Source organism: Microbacterium sp. PMB16 (genome assembly GCF_051294855.1).
Classification (GTDB): Bacteria; Actinomycetota; Actinomycetes; order Actinomycetales; family Microbacteriaceae; genus Microbacterium.
Genome location: NZ_CP145908.1, coordinates 3418935 through 3438649 on the forward strand (window position 1 = coordinate 3418935; position 19715 = coordinate 3438649).

The following is a 19715-nucleotide window of genomic DNA, read 5'->3' on the forward strand; positions in this document are numbered from 1 at the left end:
GAAGATCAGCTCTCGGACTGACCGGGTCTCCGGTCCTCTTCGCCCCGACGAGGCCAGTGCGACAGCGCCCGCTCCGCGAGGGCGGTGATGGTCAGCGACGGATTGACGCCCGGGTTCGCCGGCACGGCAGCACCGTCGACGACGTGCAAGCCCGGATGCCCCCATACGCGGTGGTAGGCGTCGACCACGCCGCTGTCGCGTGACGCGGAGATCACCGCCCCGCCGAGGAAGTGCGCGGTGAGCGGGATGCCGAACACCTCGGGCCAGGATCCGCGGGCTTCCGCGGGCACGCCGCCTTCCTGTTGGACGCGCGCCGCGATCGCCGCCGCCGCCGTATGCGCCTGCGGGAGGAAGCTCGGGTTGGGCTCGCCATGCCCCTGTTCGCTCGTCATCACGAGGCGCCCACGGCGTCGCCGCAACGACAGCGTCAGCGAGTTGTCTGCCGTCTGCATGACCAGGGCGATGATTCCGCGCTCGCTCCATCGGTGGAGCGAGCCCAGGCGGAACTGGCGGATCGGCGACCGCACGGCGCGGGCGACCACGCTGCCGAGACGCCGCGCGAGCGAGCGATCGCCGGACACCATCACCGTCGCGAGCGCTCCCATCAGGTTCGACCCCGGTCCGTAGCGGACGTTCTCGACGTGCGTCCGCTCGTCCACGTGGAAGGAGGTGGTGATCGCCACCCCTCGGGCCAGCTCCAACGATTCAGGCACCCTCGTCGCGACGGCGCCGTCCAACGCCTCGGAGTTGGTGCGCGTCAGCTTCCCGACGGCCTCCGAGACCTGCGGGAGGGCACCGGAGTGCTTCATCCGGTGCAGGAGCTGCTGCGTGCCCCATGTGCCTGCAGCCAGCACCACCTGCCCCGCCGTCACGGTTCTCCGGTCGTGGCGGAACCAGGCGCCACTGCGCTGGGTCGTGACGGCGAAGCCGCCAGTGTCGAGCGCCCGGACCTCTGTCACCGTGCGCAGCGGCTCGATGACCGCGCCACGGCGCTCCGCGAGGGCCAGGTAGTTCTTCATCAGAGTGTTCTTCGCGCCGACCCGGCATCCGACCATGCAGTTGCCGCACAGCGTGCACCCGGTGCGATCCGGTCCCTCACCGTCGAAGAACGGATCAGCGATGCGCTCCCCCGGCATCCCGAACCAGACGCCGACCGGCGCATGGCGGAAGGTGCCGCCGACGCCGAGGTCGTCAGCGGCGCCGGCCATGATCCGCTCCACCGGTCCGCTGTGGGGGTAATGCTCGACGACTCCCAGCATCCGCTTAGCCGTGGCGTAGTGCGGTGCGAGCTCGGACTCCCAGTCGGCGAGGCCGGCCCACTGCCGGTCCGCGAAGAACGCCGCACCCGGCTGGTAGAGGGTGTTCGCGTAGTTGAGGGATCCGCCTCCCACGCCGGCGCCGGCGAGGATCATCACGTGCGGCAGGCGGTGGATGCGCTGGACGCCGAAGCAGCCGACCGCCGGCGCCCAGAGATAGCGCCGGACGTTCCAGCTGGTCTTCGCGAAATCCTCGTCCTCGAAGCGGCGCCCTGCCTCGAACACCCTGACCCGATAGCCCTTCTCGACGAGGCGCAGAGCCGCGACGGAGCCGCCGAAACCGGATCCGATCACCACCACGTCCTCATCGAAGGCGCTCATGGTCGCGTCCCGCCCGCCGGTACCATCACTGTCAGAGCGGCAGCACGCACGGAGATCGTGCACTCGCCCTCGCCGAGGCGCTCACCGTCCGCGTACACGACGAGTCCCGGCGCACTCACGGTCACCGTGCGGGCGCGGCGGTGGCTCACCTCTCGACGCGCGAGGTGGCGTCCGGTGAGCAGGAGCGGGAAGAGGCGGAGAAGACGAAGGCGGCCCACGCGCGCCACCTGGACGAGATCGAGCAGGCCGTCGTCGGCCGCGGCGCCGACGCACACCGGCATCCCCCCGCCGTAGCTCGACGTGTTGCCCACCGCCACGAGGGTGCCGAGGAACGTCTTCTCGGCTTCACCATCGGCGCTGACGGTGAAGCGGAGGGGCCGGAGTCGCACGAGTTCGATGACCAGAGCCAGGTAGTACCGCAGCGCACCGTGCGGCCACTTCAGCCGATTGGTGCGGTCGCTCACCTTGGCGTCGAAGCCCAGGGCCGCGACGGTCAGGAAGAGTGCGACGCGTTCGGGCGTGCGTACCTCGCCGACGTCGATCGTGGCCGGACGACCCGAGAGCGCGAGTTCCGCAGCAGCCGTGACATCGTGCCGTGGCAGGTCGAGGGCACGGGCGAGGTCGTTGCCGGTGCCTGCCGGCACCAGCGTCACAGGGACGGATGCTGCGCACACGAGATCGAGGATGCCGGAGAGCGTACCGTCGCCCCCGATCACGACCAGACCATCAGGGTGCGCATCGAGGGCGCGCGAGGCGAGCCTCGTCGTCGCCTCGGCGGAGTCACCGGAGTACACGCGGACGTCCGCCCCGCGGGAACGCAGATGGGCGACGGCCAGCTCCGAAGCCGCGCGGCCACGCCCTTTTCCCGCGAACGGGTTCGACAGCAGCGCGATGTGCCCCACGTCAGTCTCCGTCCGCCCGCACAGCGGCCGTCGGGATCACCGCACCGGGGTTCATGATGCCGTGCGGATCGAGCTCGCGCTTGATGGCGGTGAGGATGCGGATGCCGGTCTCCCCGATCTCCTGAGCGAGCCAGGGAGCATGGTCTCGTCCCACCGCATGGTGGTGACTGATGGTACCGCCCGCCGCGATGATCGCATCGTTCGCACGCGCCTTCACCGGCGCCCAGGCGGCGAGCGGGTCCGTCCGGATGCCGGCCAGCACGGTGAAGTAGAGCGAGGCGCCCGTCGGATAGATGTGAGAGACATGACACATCACGTACGACTTCGCACCGGCATCCGCAAAACCCTCTCGGAGAGCCGTCTCCACCGCCGCACGCAGCGTCTGCAGGTTCGACCACGTGGTCGCCGTCTCGAGCGTCTCGCAGAACACTCCGGCATCGAGGAGCGAGTCGCGCAGGTAGGGGCCGTCGAAGCGTCCGCTCAGCCAGTCCTCCGCGGCTCCCTGACCGGCTGAAGTGCCGCCCGCCGCCACCAACCGAGCCGCCGTGCTCGCACGTCGCTCGGCGATGTTCTCACCCTCGTAGACGGTCACGACACTCGCGCCCTTCGCCAGCGCCTTGCCGACCTTGCCCAGCTGGGCGAGACTCACCGCGGTCTCCGCCTCGTCGGACAGGCGGATGACCGTCGGACCCGCGCCGTTCTGAGCGACGTGGCGGAGGCCCTCCGCGCCGCTGGCGAAGTCCGGGAACGACCAGGACTCGAAGACGCGGTCCTGCGGAATCGGATGCACGCGGACCTTCACCTCTGTGATGACGCCGAAGATGCCCTCGGATCCGAGGAACACCCGCATGAGATCGGGGCCGGCGGCCGAGCCCGGCGAACGGCCGAGCTCGATGTCGCCGGTCGGTGTCGCGACGCGCAGGCCGGTCACCATCGTGTCGAAGCGCCCGTAGCCTGCGGAGTTCTGACCCGAGGACCGTGCAGCAGCGAACCCGCCGATTGTCGCGTAGCGGAAGCTCTGCGGGAAGTGGCCGAGCTCGAAACCGTGCGCCGATAGCAACGCCTCGGCATCCGGACCCGTGGTTCCGGCGGCGAGCACCGCCTCACCGCCGGTCTCGTCGAGTCGGAGCAGCCCCGAGAGCCGGCGAAGGTCGAGGCTGACCACGGCGCGGTGCGCCCCGCGTTCGGGATCCAGCGCACCAACCACGCTCGTCCCACCGCCGAAGGGGATCACAGCGATGCCGCGATCCGTCGCCGCGGCGAGGCTTGCCTGCACCTCCTCGTGTGTTCCGGGCCGCAGAACGGCATCCGGAACCTGCTGCTCGTGCTGGCGACGTCGGAGCAGGTCGGGCGTCGAGCGACCGCCGGCGTGACGGATCCGCGCTTCATGCGAGATGTCGACGTGGCCCGTGGCGACCGCTGCCGTGAACGCAGCGAGATCATCGGCGTTCAGCGCGCTCGGCGCGACACGGACGTCGTCCAGACCGATCGCCGGCTCGGGGCGCCGGACGCGCCCGAGCAGCAGCGGAAGAAGGGCTCGCACCGAGAAGGGCAGTTCCCTCGCCCTGGCGGGATCACCCCAGCCGTTCCATCGCATCGGCTCTGCACCGGCGTCGCTGCCGTTTCCCTCGGTCATGGGTTACAGTGTGACACATCATGGAAGAACGTCAACTCGACCTCCTCGTCCCCGGCGACCAACGCCCGCGATGGGACGCGACCCAGACGCGGATCCTCGATGCCGCCGACGCTCTGATCCGTCGACGCGGCGTGCAGGGCGTGACCATCGCTGAGCTCGCCCGGCGTTCCGAGCTCAGCCGTCCGACGATCTATCGCAGCTGGAGCGACGCCGACGACGTGGTCCGATCCGCCCTGCTGCGGCGCGTGATCGGCCTGATCGACCAGTTCCCCTCCCCCGCACGAACGCGCTCCTCGCTCGTCGACGACGTGATGAGGTTCACGGCGCTGTTCCGGGGCGACGACGTGTACGGGCGCCTGCTCGCCGACGAGCCGGAGGCCTTCACGCGATACACGCTGCAGCGCGTGGGATCGAGTCAGCGGATGATCCTGCAGTGGCTCGCCACCGCCATCGGCGCGGCCCAAGAGGACGGCTCCGTGCGCCGAGGGCGACCACAGGAGATCGCGGTGATGCTGCTGCTGATCGCACAATCCGCCGTGCTCTCGCACGGAACGGTCGCCGAGCTGATCGACGACGACGCGTGGGAGCGCGAGCTTCGCGCCGCGCTGGACGGTCACCTGCGGGCATGAGTGAGATGTCGACCGACCTCCATCCGGCGCGGAGACGACGCGAGCTGGAGCGGTCCGCGCTCGACACGACCGACGTGCTCGTCATCGGCGGCGGGATCACCGGCGTCGGCGTCGCCCTCGACGCGGCGTTGAGAGGGCTGAGCGTCACTCTGATCGAGGCGGAGGACCTCGCGTTCGGCACGAGCCGCTTCAGCTCCAAGCTCGTGCACGGCGGACTCCGCTATCTGGCGACCGGCGATGTGGCGACGGCACGAGAGAGCGCGTTGGAGCGCCATCTCCTCATGACGACGATCGCTCCTCACCTCATCCGTGCGCTTCCGCAGCTGCTGCCGTTCCGCCCGGGAGTCACCTGGCGACAACGAAGTGCGGGCGCGGTCGGGATGGCTCTGGGCGATCTCCTGCGCATGCAGGCGGGCACGCCGCGATCAGTCCTGCCGGTGCCGCGCCCCGTTTCCGCGCGTACGGCGATGCGGCTGTTCCCCGCGCTCGATGAGCACCGCCTCCGCGGCGGCATGCTGTCGTACGACGGCCAGCTGATCGACGACGCACGGCTCGTCGTCACCGTGGCGCGCACCGCAGCGGGACGGGGCGCGCGCATCCTCACGCGTGTGCGCGCCGAACGCCTGGACGCTGACGGGGCCGACGTGGTCGACGGCCTCACCGGAGAGCGGTTCCGCATCCGCGCCCGCAGCGTGATCAACGCCACGGGCGTCTGGGCGGGTGCCCTCGACGCCGCGATCGCCGTGCGTCCGAGCCGCGGTACCCACATCGTCCTGGATGCTGCGGATCTCGGAGCGCCCTCGGCGGCGCTGACCATCCCGCACGAGGGATCCATCAGTCGCTACGTCTTCGCGCTTCCCCAGGCAATGGGGCGGGTCATCGTCGGACTCACCGACGAGGATGCGCCCGGGCCGATCCCCCGCGTCGCGGAGGCCACCGAATCGGAGATCGCCTTCCTCCTCTCGACCCTGAACAGGGTCGTGAGCACTCCGATCCGCAGAAACCAGGTGCGAGGGAGCTTCGCCGGCCTCCGCCCGTTGGTCGATGGCGGCGAGGGCGACACGGCCGATGTGTCACGCCGGCATCTCGTCACGGTCTCCGACGGAGGTTTCGTCACCGTCCTCGGTGGAAAGCTCACCACCTACCGGCGGATGGCGGAGGATGCCGTCGACCTCGCCGCGAGCACGCGCGCGCTCGATGCTCCCCCGAGCCGCTCGGCGAAGCTGCGCCTCGTCGAGGACGACGTGCTCGAGCGCGCCACCCTCCCCGATGCGGGGTCACCCGTCGCGCCGAGCGTCCCCGTCACGCGCGCCGAGATCGAGTTCGCCGTGCGCGCCGAGGGCGCGATGACGGCAGATGACGTGCTCGACCGCCGCACCCGGATCGGTCTCGTCGATGCGGACCGCGATCGGAGCCGCGCGTCAGTCGAGGAGATCGTGGTGCAGACGCTCGAAGAAGTCGGTTGAGACGACGCTCCGGCGAACCGACCGCGAAATCCACGTGAACATCCGGAGCGACGGGGCGCTGGAAGCCCTTTCGGGGGGACGGCGGCGGCAGAGTAGGACCGTGGACGCGATCTTCAGCATGTTCGGCAGTGGCGGCGGGATGGGCAGTCTTCTCAAGACGGGGACGGCGGTCCTGACGACGCTGCTCGTGGTCCCCGCTCTTCTCAAGCTGTTCATCGTCACCGTCGATGAAGGGCGGGCGGCCATCCGCACGCGAAACGGGAAGCCCATCATCCGCCGCGCACGCGCCGGCAAGGCGGGAACTCCCGGAGTGGGAGAGGTCGTCGTGCTGACGCCCGGCTCGCACGGGGCATTCCCGCTCTTCTACTGGTACAAGCTGATCGACGTGAGGTGTCGGGCGACCGACCTGCCGGCGCGGCAGCTCACCGCGGCATCGGGCCACCAGCACCTCGTGCACGCGTCCTTCGAATGGCGGCCGGTCGTGTCGGGTCGCGACCTGCGGGTGTTCGAGCTCGACGTGGTGAACGTCACCGAACGCGCGGCGAACATCATCTCCGCCGCATTGCGCGATGCCGTCCGGGCACTGGAGGGTGCCGCACTCCCCGGTAACGACATCCTGAACGCGCAGGTCCGCGAAGCCTGCGCCGCCACGGTGCGAGAGGTGTGCGGTGTGGAAGTCGTGAACGTCCTCATCACCGGCGACGCCTTGACCGACGGCTACCTGCTCTCACAGGCTATCCGCGGCAGCGACGACGCCCCCGATGCGATCGCCGCGCTGCACGCACTCAACTGACGCTCAGCGGCGCTCGTGCAGGGGAAGGTCGATCGCCCCGGTCGCGCCCGCGTGTCGAGCCACGGGGATCCGCGTGCCGAGCACCTGCGAGACGATGTCCTGCGCGATCTTCGAGGCCGTGAGGCCGGCATCCGCCAGGATCTCGTCGCGTGAGGCATGGTCGATGAACTCGTCGGGGAGCCCGAGCTCGTCGACCGCGGTGTCGATCCCGGCCTCGCGGAGAACCTGACGCACCCGCGTGCCGATTCCGCCGACGCGGATGCCGTCTTCGAGCGTGATCACGAGACGGTGCTGGGCGGCAAGACTCACCACCGACGACTGGACGGGAATCGCCCAGCGCGGATCGATCACCGTCGCACCGATCCCCTGGGCACGGAGACGCTCGGCGACGTCCATCGCGAGAGCGGCGAACGGACCGATCGCGACGATGAGCACGTCCTCGGACTCGCCACGGGCAAGCACGTCTACGCCGTCGTCCAACCGCTCGATGGCGGGCAGATCGGCGGCGAGTTCGCCCTTGGGGAACCGGATGACGGTCGGCGCGTCATCCACGTCGACAGCCTCCTCGAGGGCTTCGGTCAGTCGGGCACCGTCGCGGGGCGCGGCGATCCTGATGTGCGGAACGATCTGCAGCATCGCCAGGTCCCACATGCCGTGATGGCTCGGCCCATCCGGACCGGTCACCCCCGCCCGATCGAGCACGAAGGTCACGCCGGCGCGATGCAGCGCCACGTCCATCAGCACCTGGTCGAACGCACGGCCCATGAACGTGGCGTAGAGCGCCACGACCGGATGCAGGCCACCGAAGGCGAGGCCCGCGGCAGAGGCCACCGCGTGCTGTTCGGCGATACCCACGTCGTACACGCGGTCGGGGAACCGCTCCGCGAACGGGGCGAGGCCGGTGGGTCGCAGCATGGCCGCCGTCATGGCGATCACGTCGGTGCGACGCTCGCCGATGGAGACGAGCGACTCGGAGAAGACATCTGTCCACCCGCGGCCACCCGAGGAGAGCGTCTCGCCGGTGGCGGGATCTATACGTCCAACGGCATGGAACTGGTCGGCCTCGTCATCGCGGGCGGGCTGATAGCCACGGCCCTTCTCGGTGATCGCATGGACGATGACCGGGGCGCCGTAGGACTTCGCCAGCTCCAGAGTCTCCAGCAGCATCGGCAGGTCGTGACCGTCGACGGGCCCGAGGTACTTGATGTCCAGATTGGAATACAGCGCCTCGTTGTTGGTGAAACGAGAGAGGAATCCGTGCGTGCCTCCGCGGACACCTCGGAACACGGCGCGTCCGACCGGACCGAACGCGCGGAACAGGCGATCCGACTTGCGATGGAGGTCCTTGTATGTCGCGGCGGTCCGCACCCTGTTCAGATAGCGGGACATGCCGCCGATGGTGGGAGCGTAGGAGCGCCCGTTGTCGTTGACGACGATCACGAGATTGCGGTCGTTGTCGTCGGAGATGTTGTTCAGGGCCTCCCACGTCATCCCGCCGGTCAACGATCCGTCGCCCACGACGGCGACGACATGCCGGTCGGCCCGTCCGGTCGCGGTGAGAGCGCGGGAGACGCCGTCGGCCCAGCTCAGCGAGCTGGAGGCGTGGGATGACTCGACGACGTCGTGTGCGCTCTCGGAGCGCTGCGGATACCCGGCGAGGCCGCCACGCAGTCGGAGGCCGGAGAAGTCCTGTCGGCCCGTCAAGAGCTTGTGCACGTACGACTGGTGACCCGTGTCGAAGATGAACGGATCGTCCGGCGAGGAGAAGACGCGGTGAAGCGCGATCGTCAACTCGACGACGCCCAGGTTCGGGCCGAGGTGGCCACCGGTGCGGGAGACGTTCTCGACGAGGAACGCACGGACCTCCGCGGCGAGCTCGATCAGCTGATCGGTGGACAGTGCGTCCAGATCACGGGGTCCTGAGATGCTCGGAAGAATGGGCATCTGCACCTCCTCACAGGCTCCGTCAGGGCGACCGGGAAATCGCCGGACGTCTCCTCGATCCTACCTCTCCCACCCGGAAAAGCTCGGTGAACGAGGGGGGCTTGACACGCCGAAGGGGCTCGGATCCAGAGATCCGAGCCCCTTCGGTCGAGCGATCAGACGAGCGAGCGCAGCACGTACTGCAGGATGCCGCCGTTGCGGTAGTAGTCCGCCTCGCCGGGGGTGTCGATACGGACGACCGCGTCGAACTCCACCGGCTGCTTGCCCTCGGGCGAGTTCTCGCTCGGGGTCGCGGTGACCTTGACGGTCTTCGGCGTCACGCCGTTGTTGAGCTCTTCCAGACCCGTGATCGAGACGACCTCGGTGCCGTCGAGACCCAGCGACTCCCAGCTCTCGCCGGCGGGGAACTGCAGCGGGACGACGCCCATGCCGATCAGGTTGGAGCGGTGGATGCGCTCGAAGCTCTCGGTGATGACCGCCTTGACGCCCAGCAGGCTCGTGCCCTTCGCCGCCCAGTCGCGCGACGAACCGGAGCCGTACTCCTTGCCGCCGAAGATGACGAGGGGCGTGCCCTGCTCCTGGTAATTCATGCTCGCGTCGTAGATGTACGACTGCGGTCCGCCCGGCAGCGTGAAGTCGCGGGTGAAGCCACCCTCGACCACCTGGCCGTCGTTGACGGCCGAGACCATGACGTTCTTCAGGCGGATGTTCGCGAACGTGCCGCGGATCATCACCTCGTGGTTGCCTCGACGCGAACCGAAGGAGTTGAAGTCCTTGCGGTCGACACCGTGCGCGGTGAGGTACTCGGCCGCGGGCGTGCCGGTCTTGATGTTGCCGGCCGGCGAGATGTGGTCGGTGGTGACCGAGTCGCCGAGCGTCGCCATCACGCGTGCACCCTGGATGTCGCTGACCGGGGTGAGCTCCATCGTCATGCCGTCGAAGTACGGCGCCTTGCGCACGTAGGTGGAGTTCTCGTCCCACTGGAAGATCGCGTCTTCCGGGGTGGGGAGGCTCCGCCAGCGCTCGTCGCCGTCGAACACGGTCGCGTACTGCTTGATGAACTGCTCACGCGAGATCGACGAGTCGACGAGTTCCTGCACCTCGGCCGGCGTGGGCCAGATGTCGCGCAGGAAGACGTCTTCGCCGTCCGTGCCCTTGCCGAGCGCGTCGTTCTCGAAGTCGAAGTGCATGGAACCGGCCAGCGCGTACGCGATGACCAGCGGCGGGCTGGCGAGGTAGTTCATCTTCACGTCGGGGCTGATGCGGCCCTCGAAGTTGCGGTTACCCGACAGCACGGCGGTGACGGCGAGGTCGTGGTCGTTGATGGCCGCGGAGACCTCTTCGATCAGCGGACCGGAGTTGCCGATGCAGATCGTGCAGCCGTAGCCGACGGTGTAGAAGCCGAGTCCCTCGAGGTCTTTGTCGAGTCCGGACTTCTCGTAGTAATCCGTGACGACCTTCGAGCCCGGGCCGAGCGTGGTCTTGACCCACGGCTTCTGCTTCAGGCCCTTCTCGAGCGCCTTGCGGGCGACGAGACCGGCAGCGATCATCACCGACGGGTTCGACGTGTTGGTGCACGAGGTGATGGCGGCCAGCGTCACCGCGCCGTTGTCGAGGATGTACTTCTCCCCCGATGGCGTGGTGACCGGCACGGGCTTCGACGAGTTCGCCGGAGCTCCGCTGTTGATGTGCACCGGTCGCGTGTTCGGCTCTTCGTCGCCGGGCGCCTGACCGGGGTCGGATGCCGGGAACGAGTGCTTCGACTCGAGATCCACGATCGAGTCCGAGGTGGACGCGGTCGCGTAGCCGAGGATGTCCTGCTCGAACTGCGCCTTCGCCTCGGAGAGGAGGATGCGGTCCTGCGGACGCTTCGGGCCGGCGATCGACGGGACGACGGTGCCGAGGTCGAGCTCGAGGTACTCGCTGAAGACCGGCTCCACCGCGGCGTCGTGCCACAGCTTCTGGGTCTTCGCGTAGGACTCGACGAGGGCAACGGCCTCTTCGCTGCGACCCGTGAGGCGCAGGTAGTCCAGCGTCACGTCGTCGATCGGGAAGATCGCCGCGGTCGAGCCGAACTCGGGAGACATGTTGCCGATGGTCGCGCGGTTCGCGAGCGGGACCGAGGCCACACCCTCGCCGTAGAACTCGACGAACTTGCCGACCACACCGTGCTTGCGCAGGAGATCCGTGATCGTGAGCACGACGTCGGTCGCGGTGACGCCCGCCGGGATCTCGCCGCTGAGCTTGAAGCCGACGACGCGCGGGATGAGCATCGACACGGGCTGCCCGAGCATCGCGGCCTCGGCCTCGATGCCGCCGACGCCCCAGCCGAGCACACCCAGGCCGTTGACCATCGTGGTGTGGGAGTCGGTGCCGACGCAGGTGTCGGGGTAGGCGCGGAGCACGCCGTCGACGTCACGGTCGTAGATGACCTTGGCCAGGTGCTCGATGTTCACCTGGTGGACGATGCCGGTGCCGGGCGGGACGACCTTGAAGTCGCTGAACGCCGTCTGGCCCCAGCGGAGGAACTGGTAGCGCTCTCCGTTGCGCTCGTACTCGATCTCGACGTTGCGCTCGAGGGCGTTCTCCGAGCCGAAGAGGTCGGCGATGACCGAGTGGTCGATCACCATCTCGGCCGGGGAGAGAGGGTTGATCTTGTTCGCGTCGCCGCCGAGGGCGGTCACGGCCTCGCGCATGGTGGCGAGGTCGACGATGCAGGGAACACCGGTGAAGTCCTGCATCACAACGCGGGCCGGCGTGAACTGGATCTCGGTGTTCGGCTCCGCCGCGGCATCCCACGAACCCAGCGCTTCGATCTGCGCCTTCGTCACGTTGGCGCCGTCCTCGGTGCGGAGCAGGTTCTCCAGGAGCACTTTGAGGCTGAACGGGAGCTTGTCGAAACCGGGCACCGTGTCGATGCGGAAGATCTCGTAGTCGGTGCTGCCGACCGTCAGGGTGCTCTTGGCACCGAAGCTGTTCACCGTGGACACGGATCCGTCTCCTTCTATTCGGATGGGAGCGACAGGCGCCTCCATCTTGCTCGCCAGCGAGCCCTTGCTGCCAGCAAGGCGGACCTAACTCAGTCTGCTCTTCGCAGGTCGCGGGCGGAAGCCTGCAATTTATCTTGATGTCAAGATAAATCTATCACGCCTGGACTGCTTCGTCCTTCTGCGGCGCGCGCGGATACAGCGCGCGCACCACCAGCCAGGTGACGGCGATCAGCGGGGCGAACAGCGGGAGGCCCATGATGAGCTTCAGCGTTCCGAGCGCGGTGACCTGCTCGGTCAGATACAGCGGAAGCTGCACGGCGAGGCGGGCGAAGAAGAGTGCCGACCAGGCGATCCCCAACCAGAAGAAGGCCCGGCGCTTGCGGCGATCGCTTCGCCACGCAGTGCCCTCCCCCATCAGGAAGCCGGCGGCGAGGCCGATGAGCGACCAGCCGATGAGAGCCGAGATCAGGATCGCCGTCCCGTAGGCCGCATTCGTGATCAGACCGGGGACGAAGTTGTCCTGTCCGCGCCCGGTCCACAGGGCCAGCGCGGCGGCGGCAGCAGCGGCGATGAGCCCTCCGAGCGCCGCGGACGGCGGGGACTTCTGCAGCAGGCGCACGATCGTGAACAGTGCCGCGATGCCGACCGACACGCCGAGGGCGAGGATGAGCGGCTCAGGACTGATCGTGAACAGCACGACGAAGGCGAGACTCGGGAGAACGGATTCGAGGATGCCGCGCCACCCGCCGATGGCCGACCAGACGACCTTGTGCGTCGTCGCACTCTCCGAGGGGTCGAGGCCCGCGCGACGAGCAGCGGTGCCGAGTGCGGCCCCGAGAATGTCGGAGGCGCTCTGCTCACGCGCTTCCTCCTGCTCGAGTCCCGTGTCCGGCCCGCGCTCCGCGCCGGGCTCGGGCGTGCTCACGCGGATCCCGGCGTCGCCGGCATCTTCAGGGGGATCAGATCGCGCGGCGGCATGGGAGCACCACCGCGGACGACCACAATCGAGCGGAACAGGTCCTCGACCTTCGCGGCCGCCTCCGGGTCGGATGCTCCGGCTCCGCCGATCACGCCACGGAGGAACCACCGCGGCCCGTCGATGCCGATGAAACGCGCCAGACGCAACCCGGAGCCCTCGCTCGCAGTTGCGGGCACCTCGGCGAGGAGCTCCTTGCCGAGAGTGCCGTCGCGTTCTTCGACACGGCCTCCCTGCGCCTTCACCTGATCGCGGAGCTGTACGCGCGTCTCGTCCCACAGGCCGCCGGACCGCGGGGCCGCGAACGGCTGCACCTGCAACGAGGAATCCGCGTAGTCGAGGCCCACCGCGACGATGCGCTTGGACTGCTCCTCCACTTCGAGCCGCAGATTCAGCCCTTCGCGCGGCAGGATCTTGATCCCGCCCAGGTCGATGTACGGACGGACCGGGTTGGCCTCGGAGTCGTCGAACGGGCCATCGGTGGCGCGGTTGCCGGTCGTCGCCTTCGGGGACGTGTCGTTGTTGTCAGTCATTCGCCTGTCCTGCTTCGTTCTGGTGGAGCCCTGCCTGGTATCCGGTGGAGCCGAATCCCCCATCGCCGCGGACGCTGTCCGGCAGCTCGTCGACCGGGATGAACGTGGCGCGTGTCACGGGCATGATGATCAGTTGCGCGATACGATCGCCGACCGCCACATCGTACGCGCTGCGGGTATCGGTGTTGATCAGGCTCACCTTGATCTCGCCGCGGTACCCCGCATCGACCGTGCCAGGCGAATTGACGATGGAGATGCCGTGCTTGGCCGCGAGACCGCTGCGCGGCACGACGAAGGCCGCGTATCCGTCGGGAAGCGCGATGCGTACGCCCGTCGCCACGAGAGCGCGGTCACCCGGCTCCAGGTGCACCGCCTCCGCCGCCACGAGGTCAGCGCCGGCGTCGCCCGGGTGGGCGTATCCGGGGACCACAGCGGCGATAATGGGGACATCAACGGAATCGGTCACCCCATGAGGCTAATGCAGAACCCCACCACGGACGCACGTCCCCTGTACCGCGAACGACTCGCGCCCAGCCTGCCGCTGCTGGTGACCGTCGCGCTCGCCGGTCCCATGGTGGCGCTCATCTTCGTGCCGATCGGCGCGACGGTGGCGCTGATCGTCGGCGCCGCCGTCTCCGCGGTCCTCGTGGTGGCGTTCATCGCCGCGACTCCCGTGGTCTCGGTCGCGGGGACGACGGTCCGTGCCGGGCGCGCGCACATCGACACCCGCTTTCTGGGCGAACCCATCGCGCTGTCCGGCGACGAAGCCAGACACGCCAGAGGCCCCGGTCTGCCGGCACGAGGCTGGCATCTGATCCGCGGCGGCATCGACGGTGTCGTGATCGTGCCGAACACGGATCAGGACGACCCGGTCGAGACCTGGACGATATCGACCCGCACTCCCGACCGTCTCGCGGCCGCGATCCGCGCGGCGCGCTGACCGCCCACAGCACCCGAGAACGACAGCGCGCCCCTGACCGTGAGGTCGGGGGCGCGTGGGTGTCGTCGGAGGGCTGCTACGCAGCGCACTCCTTGCAGATGGGTCCGGATGCGCCTTCGTGGTCGAGCTGTGAGCGGTGCTTCACGAGGAAGCAGCTCATGCACGTGAATTCGTCCTGCTGCGCTGGCAGCACGACGACGTCGAGCTCGAGGTCGGAAAGGTCAGCACCCGGGAGGTCGAAGCTCGACGGGTTGTCGGAGTCTTCGTCCCCGCTGGAGCCGGAGAGTTTGTCCGGCACACGCTCCTTGAGGGCTTCGATCGACTCGGAGTCGTCTTCACTCTTACGGGGAGCGTCGTAATCGGTGGCCATGCGGTGAATCTCCACTTTCATGGTGCGAGTGGGTGGCGTGCCGTCGGGTAATCGGCGGCCATAGTTTGCATGACCCGAACGTAATAAGCAAATGCCGGTCCATGCGACAGAGCAAACTCACGGCACGCCCAGAGTATTCCCGGCTGTGGGCCCGGTCGCGTGACACCATGAACGCACACCCATCAGAGGGGCAATTCGCATGGAAAACGTCACCATCGTCGGCACAGAAGCAGGAGTCCTCGTACTCGCGACCGAGTCGGGCGAGCGGTTCGCGCTGCCCATCGACGACATGCTGCAGCGCGAGATCCGCCGCGCCACCCGCCAGGGCGAACCGGCCGGCCACCGTCTCGCCGCCAGCCCCCGCGACATCCAGGCACAGATCCGCGCCGGACTCACCGCGGTCGAGGTCTCCGAGCTCCTCGGCATCAGCGTCGAAGACGTCTCTCGTTTCGAGGGGCCCGTCCTCGCCGAGCGGGAGCACATCATCGGTCAGGCGCTCGCCGTCCCCGTCCTCATCGGCAGCGAGGTCGAACCAGACGCCCAGCCGACCTTCGGAGCGGCCGTCCGCGACAAGCTGGCCGAGGTCGCTGCAACGGCAGAGCGCTGGGCGAGCTGGAAGGAAGACACCGGCTGGATCGTGAAGCTGGAGTTCACCGCGAACGATGTCGACCACGACGCGCGCTGGAGCTTCGATCCCCGCCGCAGCGCGTTGGCGCCGCTCAACGCCGACGCCACCCAGCTCTCCCGTCAGGGGTCCCTTCCCGACGGGCTGATCCCGCGTCTGCGAGCCGTCGACCCCGAGCGCACGCAGTCCCCGTACAAGGACGAGAGCCGGTTCGACTCCGGCGCCTTCGGCCCCCGGCTGCTTCCCGCACCCGAGGCCGATCTCGAAGATCCCAGCCTTCCCGAGCGATCGGATGCCGCCGCGCAGGCAGCGGCCATCAACCGCGCTCCCGAAACGCAGACGACGAGTCCGGAGACCGCCGACCTGCTGGAGGCGCTCCGTCGCCGTCGTGGGCAGCGCGAGACGGCTCCACTGATCGACGACGTCGACGATGCGGACCACGTCGAGCAGAGCCCGATCTCGTTGTTCGACGCGTTCGACCAGCCGGACGACGAGGCGCCGGGCTCCCCCGCATCCGCCCCGCAGGCCACACCCTCCGACTCGGCAGATGGTGGCTCGCGTCGGCGACGTCGCAACGCCATGCCGTCGTGGGACGAGATCGTCTTCGGTGCACGCACCGACGAATGATCAGGTGACGGCGCGCGCGACGCCGGTCAGCGCGCGAAGGCGCCGAATCTGATCAGAGGGACCTGACGTTCCTCCGGCGTGAGCGCGCCGTGCTGTCCGACCATGCCTCTGCCCCGCTGGTCCGCGGCCGTCCCGTCATACAGCGCCCACGTTCCGCGAGCGACGGCGAGCATGTCACCGATGCGGGATGATGCGGCACCCGTGACGGTCGGACCGAAGAACCCGCGGGCGATCGCCTCGTCGCGCGTCACGACATCGGCCACGCCATCCAGATCATCCCGCCAGCGGCTCAGCACAGCCCCGTGATCCGCGTCCGGTGCGAGGTACGCGTGCAGCATCCGCGGCTCGCCCCCCACATGGCGGATGCCGGTGAGATGCTCCTCCTCGAGCACGACCTGCCGGCTCGCCGGGACGTCGACCATCCCGTGATCCGACGTCACGACGACTCCGACGCCCGTCGGCACTCTGATGGACAGCGCGGCATCGATGGTCTCCAGGGCCGCCAGCCACTCGGAGGAGTCGATGCCGTGCTTGTGGCCGGCCTTGTCGACCTCGGGCAGGTAGCAGTACACGAGGGATCCCGGATGCCGCTGCGCGAGCTCGTAGGCCGTCTCCACCCGCTCCGCGGGCGTCGCGGCGGCGACGAACTCGGCACCACGAAGAGTCGCTCTGGTGAATCCGCTGCGAGCATACGCGGCGATGCCGACGGCGAAGCTCGAATGCCCGCGCGCGGCCGCCTGTTCGAAGATCGTCGGCGCCGGTTGCCAGACGAGCGGATCGAGGCCGTCGGACTCCCACCCGCTCAGCTGGTTGACCAGCACATCGCGGCTCGGATCGAGCACGCGGTACCCCACCAAACCGTGCTCCCCCGGCCACACGCCGGTGACGATGCTGGTGAGCGCGGCGGCCGTCGTCGAAGGGAAGACCGACTGCGCGACATCGCGCTTGGTCATCCCGCCGGTCAACGAGCGAGCGTGACCGGCATGGGCGCGGAGACTGATCGCCCCCAGTCCGTCGATCACGACGAGCACCACTGATTCGGCGCGCGGCAGCACGTCCGACTCGCCGCGGAGCGCGGCGAACAGGTCGCCCGCCACCCCGACGACGCTCCGGGCACTGGGCGACTCGGACGGTAGCATGAGGGACATCCGAGCCAGTCTGACACAGGCTCCTTCACGCCCTCAGGAAGTCCATGCCGAAAACCCCGCCGCCCGAGCCCGTCGAGGAACGCATCCAGGACATCGACCTCGGAAGCGAGATGCAGGGCTCGTTCCTCGAGTACGCGTACTCGGTCATCTATTCGCGCGCCCTTCCGGATGCGCGTGACGGACTGAAGCCCGTTCAGCGCCGCATCCTCTACCAGATGGCGGAGATGGGCCTGCGTCCCGATCGCGGCCATGTGAAGAGCGCGCGCGTCGTCGGCGAAGTGATGGGAAAGCTCCACCCGCACGGCGATTCGGCGATCTACGACGCCCTGGTGCGCCTCTCTCAGGACTTCGCCCTGCGCGTGCCCCTGGTCGACGGCCACGGCAACTTCGGCTCCCTCGACGACGGCCCCGCGGCGGCGCGCTACACCGAGGCGCGGCTCGCGGGCGCGGCACTCGCGCTGACCGAGAATCTCGACGAGGACGTCGTCGATTTCATCCCGAACTACGACGGGCAGTTCCAGCAGCCCGCGGTGCTCCCCGCCGCCTTCCCGAACCTCCTGGTCAACGGCGCCAGCGGGATCGCCGTCGGCATGGCGACCAACATGGCGCCGCACAACCTGATCGAAGTCGTCGCGGCAGCGACGCATCTGCTCGAGAATCCGGATGCCACGACCGAGGACCTGATGGAGTTCGTCCCGGGACCGGACTTCCCCTCGGGCGGCGTCCTCATGGGCCTCGACGGCGTCAAGGACGCGTACACGAACGGCCGCGGCGCCCTCAAGGTCCGCGGCAAGATCTCGATCGAACCGCTCGGTCCCCGGCGCACCGGCATCGTCGTGTCCGAGCTCCCGTACATGGTCGGGCCGGAACGCCTCATCGAGAAGATCCGCGATGCCGTGCAGTCGAAGAAGCTCCAGGGCATCAGCGACGTCACCGACCTCACCGACCGCAACCACGGCCTGCGCGTGGCGATCGGCATCAAGACCGGTTTCGATCCGAACGCCGTGCTCGACCAGCTGTACCGGTTGACGCCGCTCGAGGACTCCTTCAGCATCAACAACGTCGCGCTCGTGGAAGGTCAGCCGCGCACGCTCGGCCTCAAGGAGATGCTCAGCGTCTACGTGGGGCACCGCCTCGAGGTCATCACCCGGCGCAGCCGTTACCGGCTCGCACGTCACGAGGAGCGCCTGCACCTCGTGGAGGGCCTGCTCGTCGCGATCCTCGACATCGACGAGGTCATCCAGGTCATCCGCTCGTCCGACGACTCCGAGCAGGCGCGCACGCGCCTCCGCTCCGTCTTCGACCTGAGCGAGCTGCAGGCGGAGTACATCCTCGAGCTGCGCCTGCGCCGCCTCACGAAGTTCTCCCGCATCGAGCTGGAGACCGAGCGCGACGCGCTCCTCGCGGAGATCGCCGCCCTGCGCGAACTGCTCGCGAGCCCCGTGCTTCTGCGGGCCGTCGTCGCCCGCGAGCTCGATGCCGCCGCAGATGCCTACGGGACGCCGCGTCGCACGATGCTCATGAACGCCGCTCCCCCGAAGCCGCGGGCCACCAAGGGCACGGCCGACCTGCAGATCGCCGACGCGCCGACCGTCCTGGTGCTGTCGACGACGGGACGGGCCGTGCGCATCGACCTCGTCGAGGGACAGGAACTCACCGTCCCGGCGAGGCGGAGCAAGCACGACGCCATCCTGACGACGGTCGAGACCACGGTCCGGGCCGAGCTCGGTGCGCTGACCAGCGCCGGCCGGGTCGTGCGCTTCTCCCCCGTCGACCTGCCTTCGGTGCCCGCGACATCCGTGCAGCTGGCTGCAGGCACGCCCCTGCGCGACTACCTCGGCATCACAACGAAGGGCGAGAAGGTCATCGGTTTCGTGCGCTTCGACAGCGAGACGCCGATCGCGCTGGGCACGGCTCAGGGCACGGTGAAGCGCATCGTCCCGGCGACGCTCCCGGTCCGCCCCGACCTCGAGGTCATCGGCATGAAGCCCGGCGACTCGGTGGTCGGTGCCGCCGATGCTCCGGACGATTCCGAACTCGTGTTCGTGACGACCGATGCGCAGCTGCTGCACTTCCCGGCATCCGCGGTGCGGCCGCAGGGAGCGCCCGCCGGTGGCATGGCCGGGATCAAGCTCGGATCCGGTGCTTCGGTGCTGTCCTTCGGCGTTGTGTCCTCGGGCGCGGAAGCCGTCGTGGCCACGGTCTCGGGCGGAGACAGCATCCTGCCGGGCACCGATCCCGGCCGCGCCAAGGTGACCTCGTTCGCGGAGTACCCCGCGAAGGGCCGCGCGACCGGCGGTGTGCGGGCCCACTCGTTCCTGAAGGGCGAAGACCGGCTCACGGTCGCCTGGGTGGGGCCGGGCCCTGCACAGGCCGTCGATCCGACGGGCGCGGTGCGCAAGCTCCCCGACGCGGGTGCGCGGAGAGACGCCTCCGGTCAGCCGATCGACGGCGTGATCGGCAGTATCGGCCGCACGATCGTCTGAGCGCTTCGCCGCC

Annotated in this window: 16 protein-coding genes; 6 read left to right on the forward strand and 10 right to left on the reverse strand. The window is 68.9% G+C overall.

The genetic code is table 11. The features are described from left to right. Positions 1–5 precede the first annotated feature (5 nt). The 3 genes from V5D55_RS16430 to V5D55_RS16440 are packed head-to-tail and all read right to left on the reverse strand — an operon-like array spanning position 6 to position 4175. Positions 6–1637: a GMC oxidoreductase gene (locus tag V5D55_RS16430; protein WP_435745026.1), complete on the reverse strand. Its 1632-nt coding sequence runs from the start codon at positions 1635–1637 to the stop codon at positions 6–8. Continuing rightward, on the reverse strand, positions 1634–2539 hold the full coding sequence (locus V5D55_RS16435; RefSeq protein ID WP_435745029.1) for a diacylglycerol/lipid kinase family protein: 906 nt from the start codon (positions 2537–2539) through the stop codon (positions 1634–1636). The genes V5D55_RS16430 and V5D55_RS16435 overlap by 4 nt, the downstream gene beginning before the upstream one ends. 1 nt (position 2540) lies before the next feature. Next, positions 2541–4175 carry an FAD-binding oxidoreductase gene (locus V5D55_RS16440; RefSeq protein ID WP_435745031.1) on the reverse strand — a complete coding sequence of 545 codons (1635 nt, stop codon included), beginning with the start codon at positions 4173–4175 and terminating at the stop codon, positions 2541–2543. Positions 4176–4195: 20 nt separating this feature from the next. Between V5D55_RS16440 and V5D55_RS16445 the strand changes: the two genes are divergently transcribed. The 3 genes from V5D55_RS16445 to V5D55_RS16455 all read left to right on the forward strand — a co-directional run bounded on the left by V5D55_RS16445 (position 4196) and on the right by V5D55_RS16455 (position 7063). Then, positions 4196–4804: a TetR/AcrR family transcriptional regulator gene (locus V5D55_RS16445; protein ID WP_435745033.1), complete on the forward strand. Its 609-nt coding sequence runs from the start codon at positions 4196–4198 to the stop codon at positions 4802–4804. Further along, entirely contained in the window at positions 4801–6270 is a 1470-nt protein-coding gene (locus V5D55_RS16450) for a glycerol-3-phosphate dehydrogenase/oxidase (protein ID WP_435745035.1), read from the forward strand. Before V5D55_RS16445 ends, V5D55_RS16450 begins: the two co-directional genes overlap by 4 nt. A 100-nt stretch (positions 6271–6370) precedes the next feature. Further along, positions 6371–7063, forward strand: coding sequence for an SPFH domain-containing protein (locus V5D55_RS16455; protein ID WP_435745038.1), 693 nt, complete (start codon positions 6371–6373; stop codon positions 7061–7063). A gap of 3 nt (positions 7064–7066) precedes the next feature. Here the strand turns inward: V5D55_RS16455 and dxs are convergent, their stop codons facing one another. From dxs to dut, 5 genes are all read right to left on the reverse strand, one after another. After that, positions 7067–9007, reverse strand: coding sequence for a 1-deoxy-D-xylulose-5-phosphate synthase (gene dxs, locus V5D55_RS16460; RefSeq protein ID WP_435745041.1), 1941 nt, complete (start codon positions 9005–9007; stop codon positions 7067–7069). A gap of 155 nt (positions 9008–9162) precedes the next feature. After that, positions 9163–11997: an aconitate hydratase gene (locus V5D55_RS16465; RefSeq protein ID WP_435745043.1), complete on the reverse strand. Its 2835-nt coding sequence runs from the start codon at positions 11995–11997 to the stop codon at positions 9163–9165. 154 nt (positions 11998–12151) lie between these two features. Continuing rightward, entirely contained in the window at positions 12152–12922 is a 771-nt protein-coding gene (locus V5D55_RS16470) for a DUF3159 domain-containing protein (RefSeq protein WP_435745045.1), read from the reverse strand. Continuing rightward, on the reverse strand, positions 12919–13506 hold the full coding sequence (locus V5D55_RS16475) for a DUF3710 domain-containing protein (RefSeq protein ID WP_435745048.1): 588 nt from the start codon (positions 13504–13506) through the stop codon (positions 12919–12921). Before V5D55_RS16475 ends, V5D55_RS16470 begins: the two co-directional genes overlap by 4 nt. Beyond that, entirely contained in the window at positions 13499–13972 is a 474-nt protein-coding gene (dut, locus tag V5D55_RS16480) for a dUTP diphosphatase (protein WP_435745050.1), read from the reverse strand. The genes V5D55_RS16475 and dut overlap by 8 nt, the downstream gene beginning before the upstream one ends. A 12-nt stretch (positions 13973–13984) precedes the next feature. Between dut and V5D55_RS16485 the strand changes: the two genes are divergently transcribed. Continuing rightward, the gene (locus V5D55_RS16485) at positions 13985–14446 is read left to right on the forward strand and encodes a DUF3093 family protein (RefSeq protein WP_435745052.1); all 462 of its coding nucleotides are present in this window, start codon (positions 13985–13987) and stop codon (positions 14444–14446) included. A 76-nt stretch (positions 14447–14522) separates the two neighbouring features. Here the strand turns inward: V5D55_RS16485 and V5D55_RS16490 are convergent, their stop codons facing one another. After that, positions 14523–14816: a DUF4193 domain-containing protein gene (locus tag V5D55_RS16490; RefSeq protein WP_029259298.1), complete on the reverse strand. Its 294-nt coding sequence runs from the start codon at positions 14814–14816 to the stop codon at positions 14523–14525. A 199-nt stretch (positions 14817–15015) separates the two neighbouring features. On the opposite strand from V5D55_RS16490, the gene sepH reads away from it, so the two are divergent. After that, entirely contained in the window at positions 15016–16068 is a 1053-nt protein-coding gene (gene sepH / locus V5D55_RS16495) for a septation protein SepH (protein WP_435745054.1), read from the forward strand. A 26-nt stretch (positions 16069–16094) separates the two neighbouring features. Here the strand turns inward: sepH and V5D55_RS16500 are convergent, their stop codons facing one another. Continuing rightward, complete coding sequence (locus V5D55_RS16500; RefSeq protein ID WP_435745056.1) at positions 16095–17216, reverse strand: alkaline phosphatase family protein; 1122 nt, start codon at positions 17214–17216, stop codon at positions 16095–16097. A 44-nt stretch (positions 17217–17260) separates the two neighbouring features. On the opposite strand from V5D55_RS16500, the gene V5D55_RS16505 reads away from it, so the two are divergent. Then, entirely contained in the window at positions 17261–19702 is a 2442-nt protein-coding gene (locus tag V5D55_RS16505) for a DNA gyrase/topoisomerase IV subunit A (protein WP_435745059.1), read from the forward strand. The last annotated feature ends 13 nt before the right edge of the window (positions 19703–19715 follow it).

Excerpts from the sequence above, each read along its gene's own strand:
- sepH (WP_435745054.1), top strand. The coding sequence starts at position 15,016 with ATGGAAAACGTCACCATCGTCGGCACAGAAGCAGGAGTCCTCGTACTC.
- V5D55_RS16485 (WP_435745052.1), top strand. The coding sequence starts at position 13,985 with ATGCAGAACCCCACCACGGACGCACGTCCCCTGTACCGCGAACGACTC.
- V5D55_RS16440 (WP_435745031.1), bottom strand. The coding sequence starts at position 4,175 with ATGACCGAGGGAAACGGCAGCGACGCCGGTGCAGAGCCGATGCGATGG.
- V5D55_RS16490 (WP_029259298.1), bottom strand. The coding sequence starts at position 14,816 with ATGGCCACCGATTACGACGCTCCCCGTAAGAGTGAAGACGACTCCGAG.
- V5D55_RS16475 (WP_435745048.1), bottom strand. The coding sequence starts at position 13,506 with ATGACTGACAACAACGACACGTCCCCGAAGGCGACGACCGGCAACCGC.
- V5D55_RS16500 (WP_435745056.1), bottom strand. The coding sequence starts at position 17,216 with ATGTCCCTCATGCTACCGTCCGAGTCGCCCAGTGCCCGGAGCGTCGTC.
- V5D55_RS16505 (WP_435745059.1), top strand. The coding sequence starts at position 17,261 with ATGCCGAAAACCCCGCCGCCCGAGCCCGTCGAGGAACGCATCCAGGAC.
- V5D55_RS16430 (WP_435745026.1), bottom strand. The coding sequence starts at position 1,637 with ATGAGCGCCTTCGATGAGGACGTGGTGGTGATCGGATCCGGTTTCGGC.
- dxs (WP_435745041.1), bottom strand. The coding sequence starts at position 9,007 with ATGCCCATTCTTCCGAGCATCTCAGGACCCCGTGATCTGGACGCACTG.
- V5D55_RS16445 (WP_435745033.1), top strand. The coding sequence starts at position 4,196 with ATGGAAGAACGTCAACTCGACCTCCTCGTCCCCGGCGACCAACGCCCG.
- V5D55_RS16450 (WP_435745035.1), top strand. The coding sequence starts at position 4,801 with ATGAGTGAGATGTCGACCGACCTCCATCCGGCGCGGAGACGACGCGAG.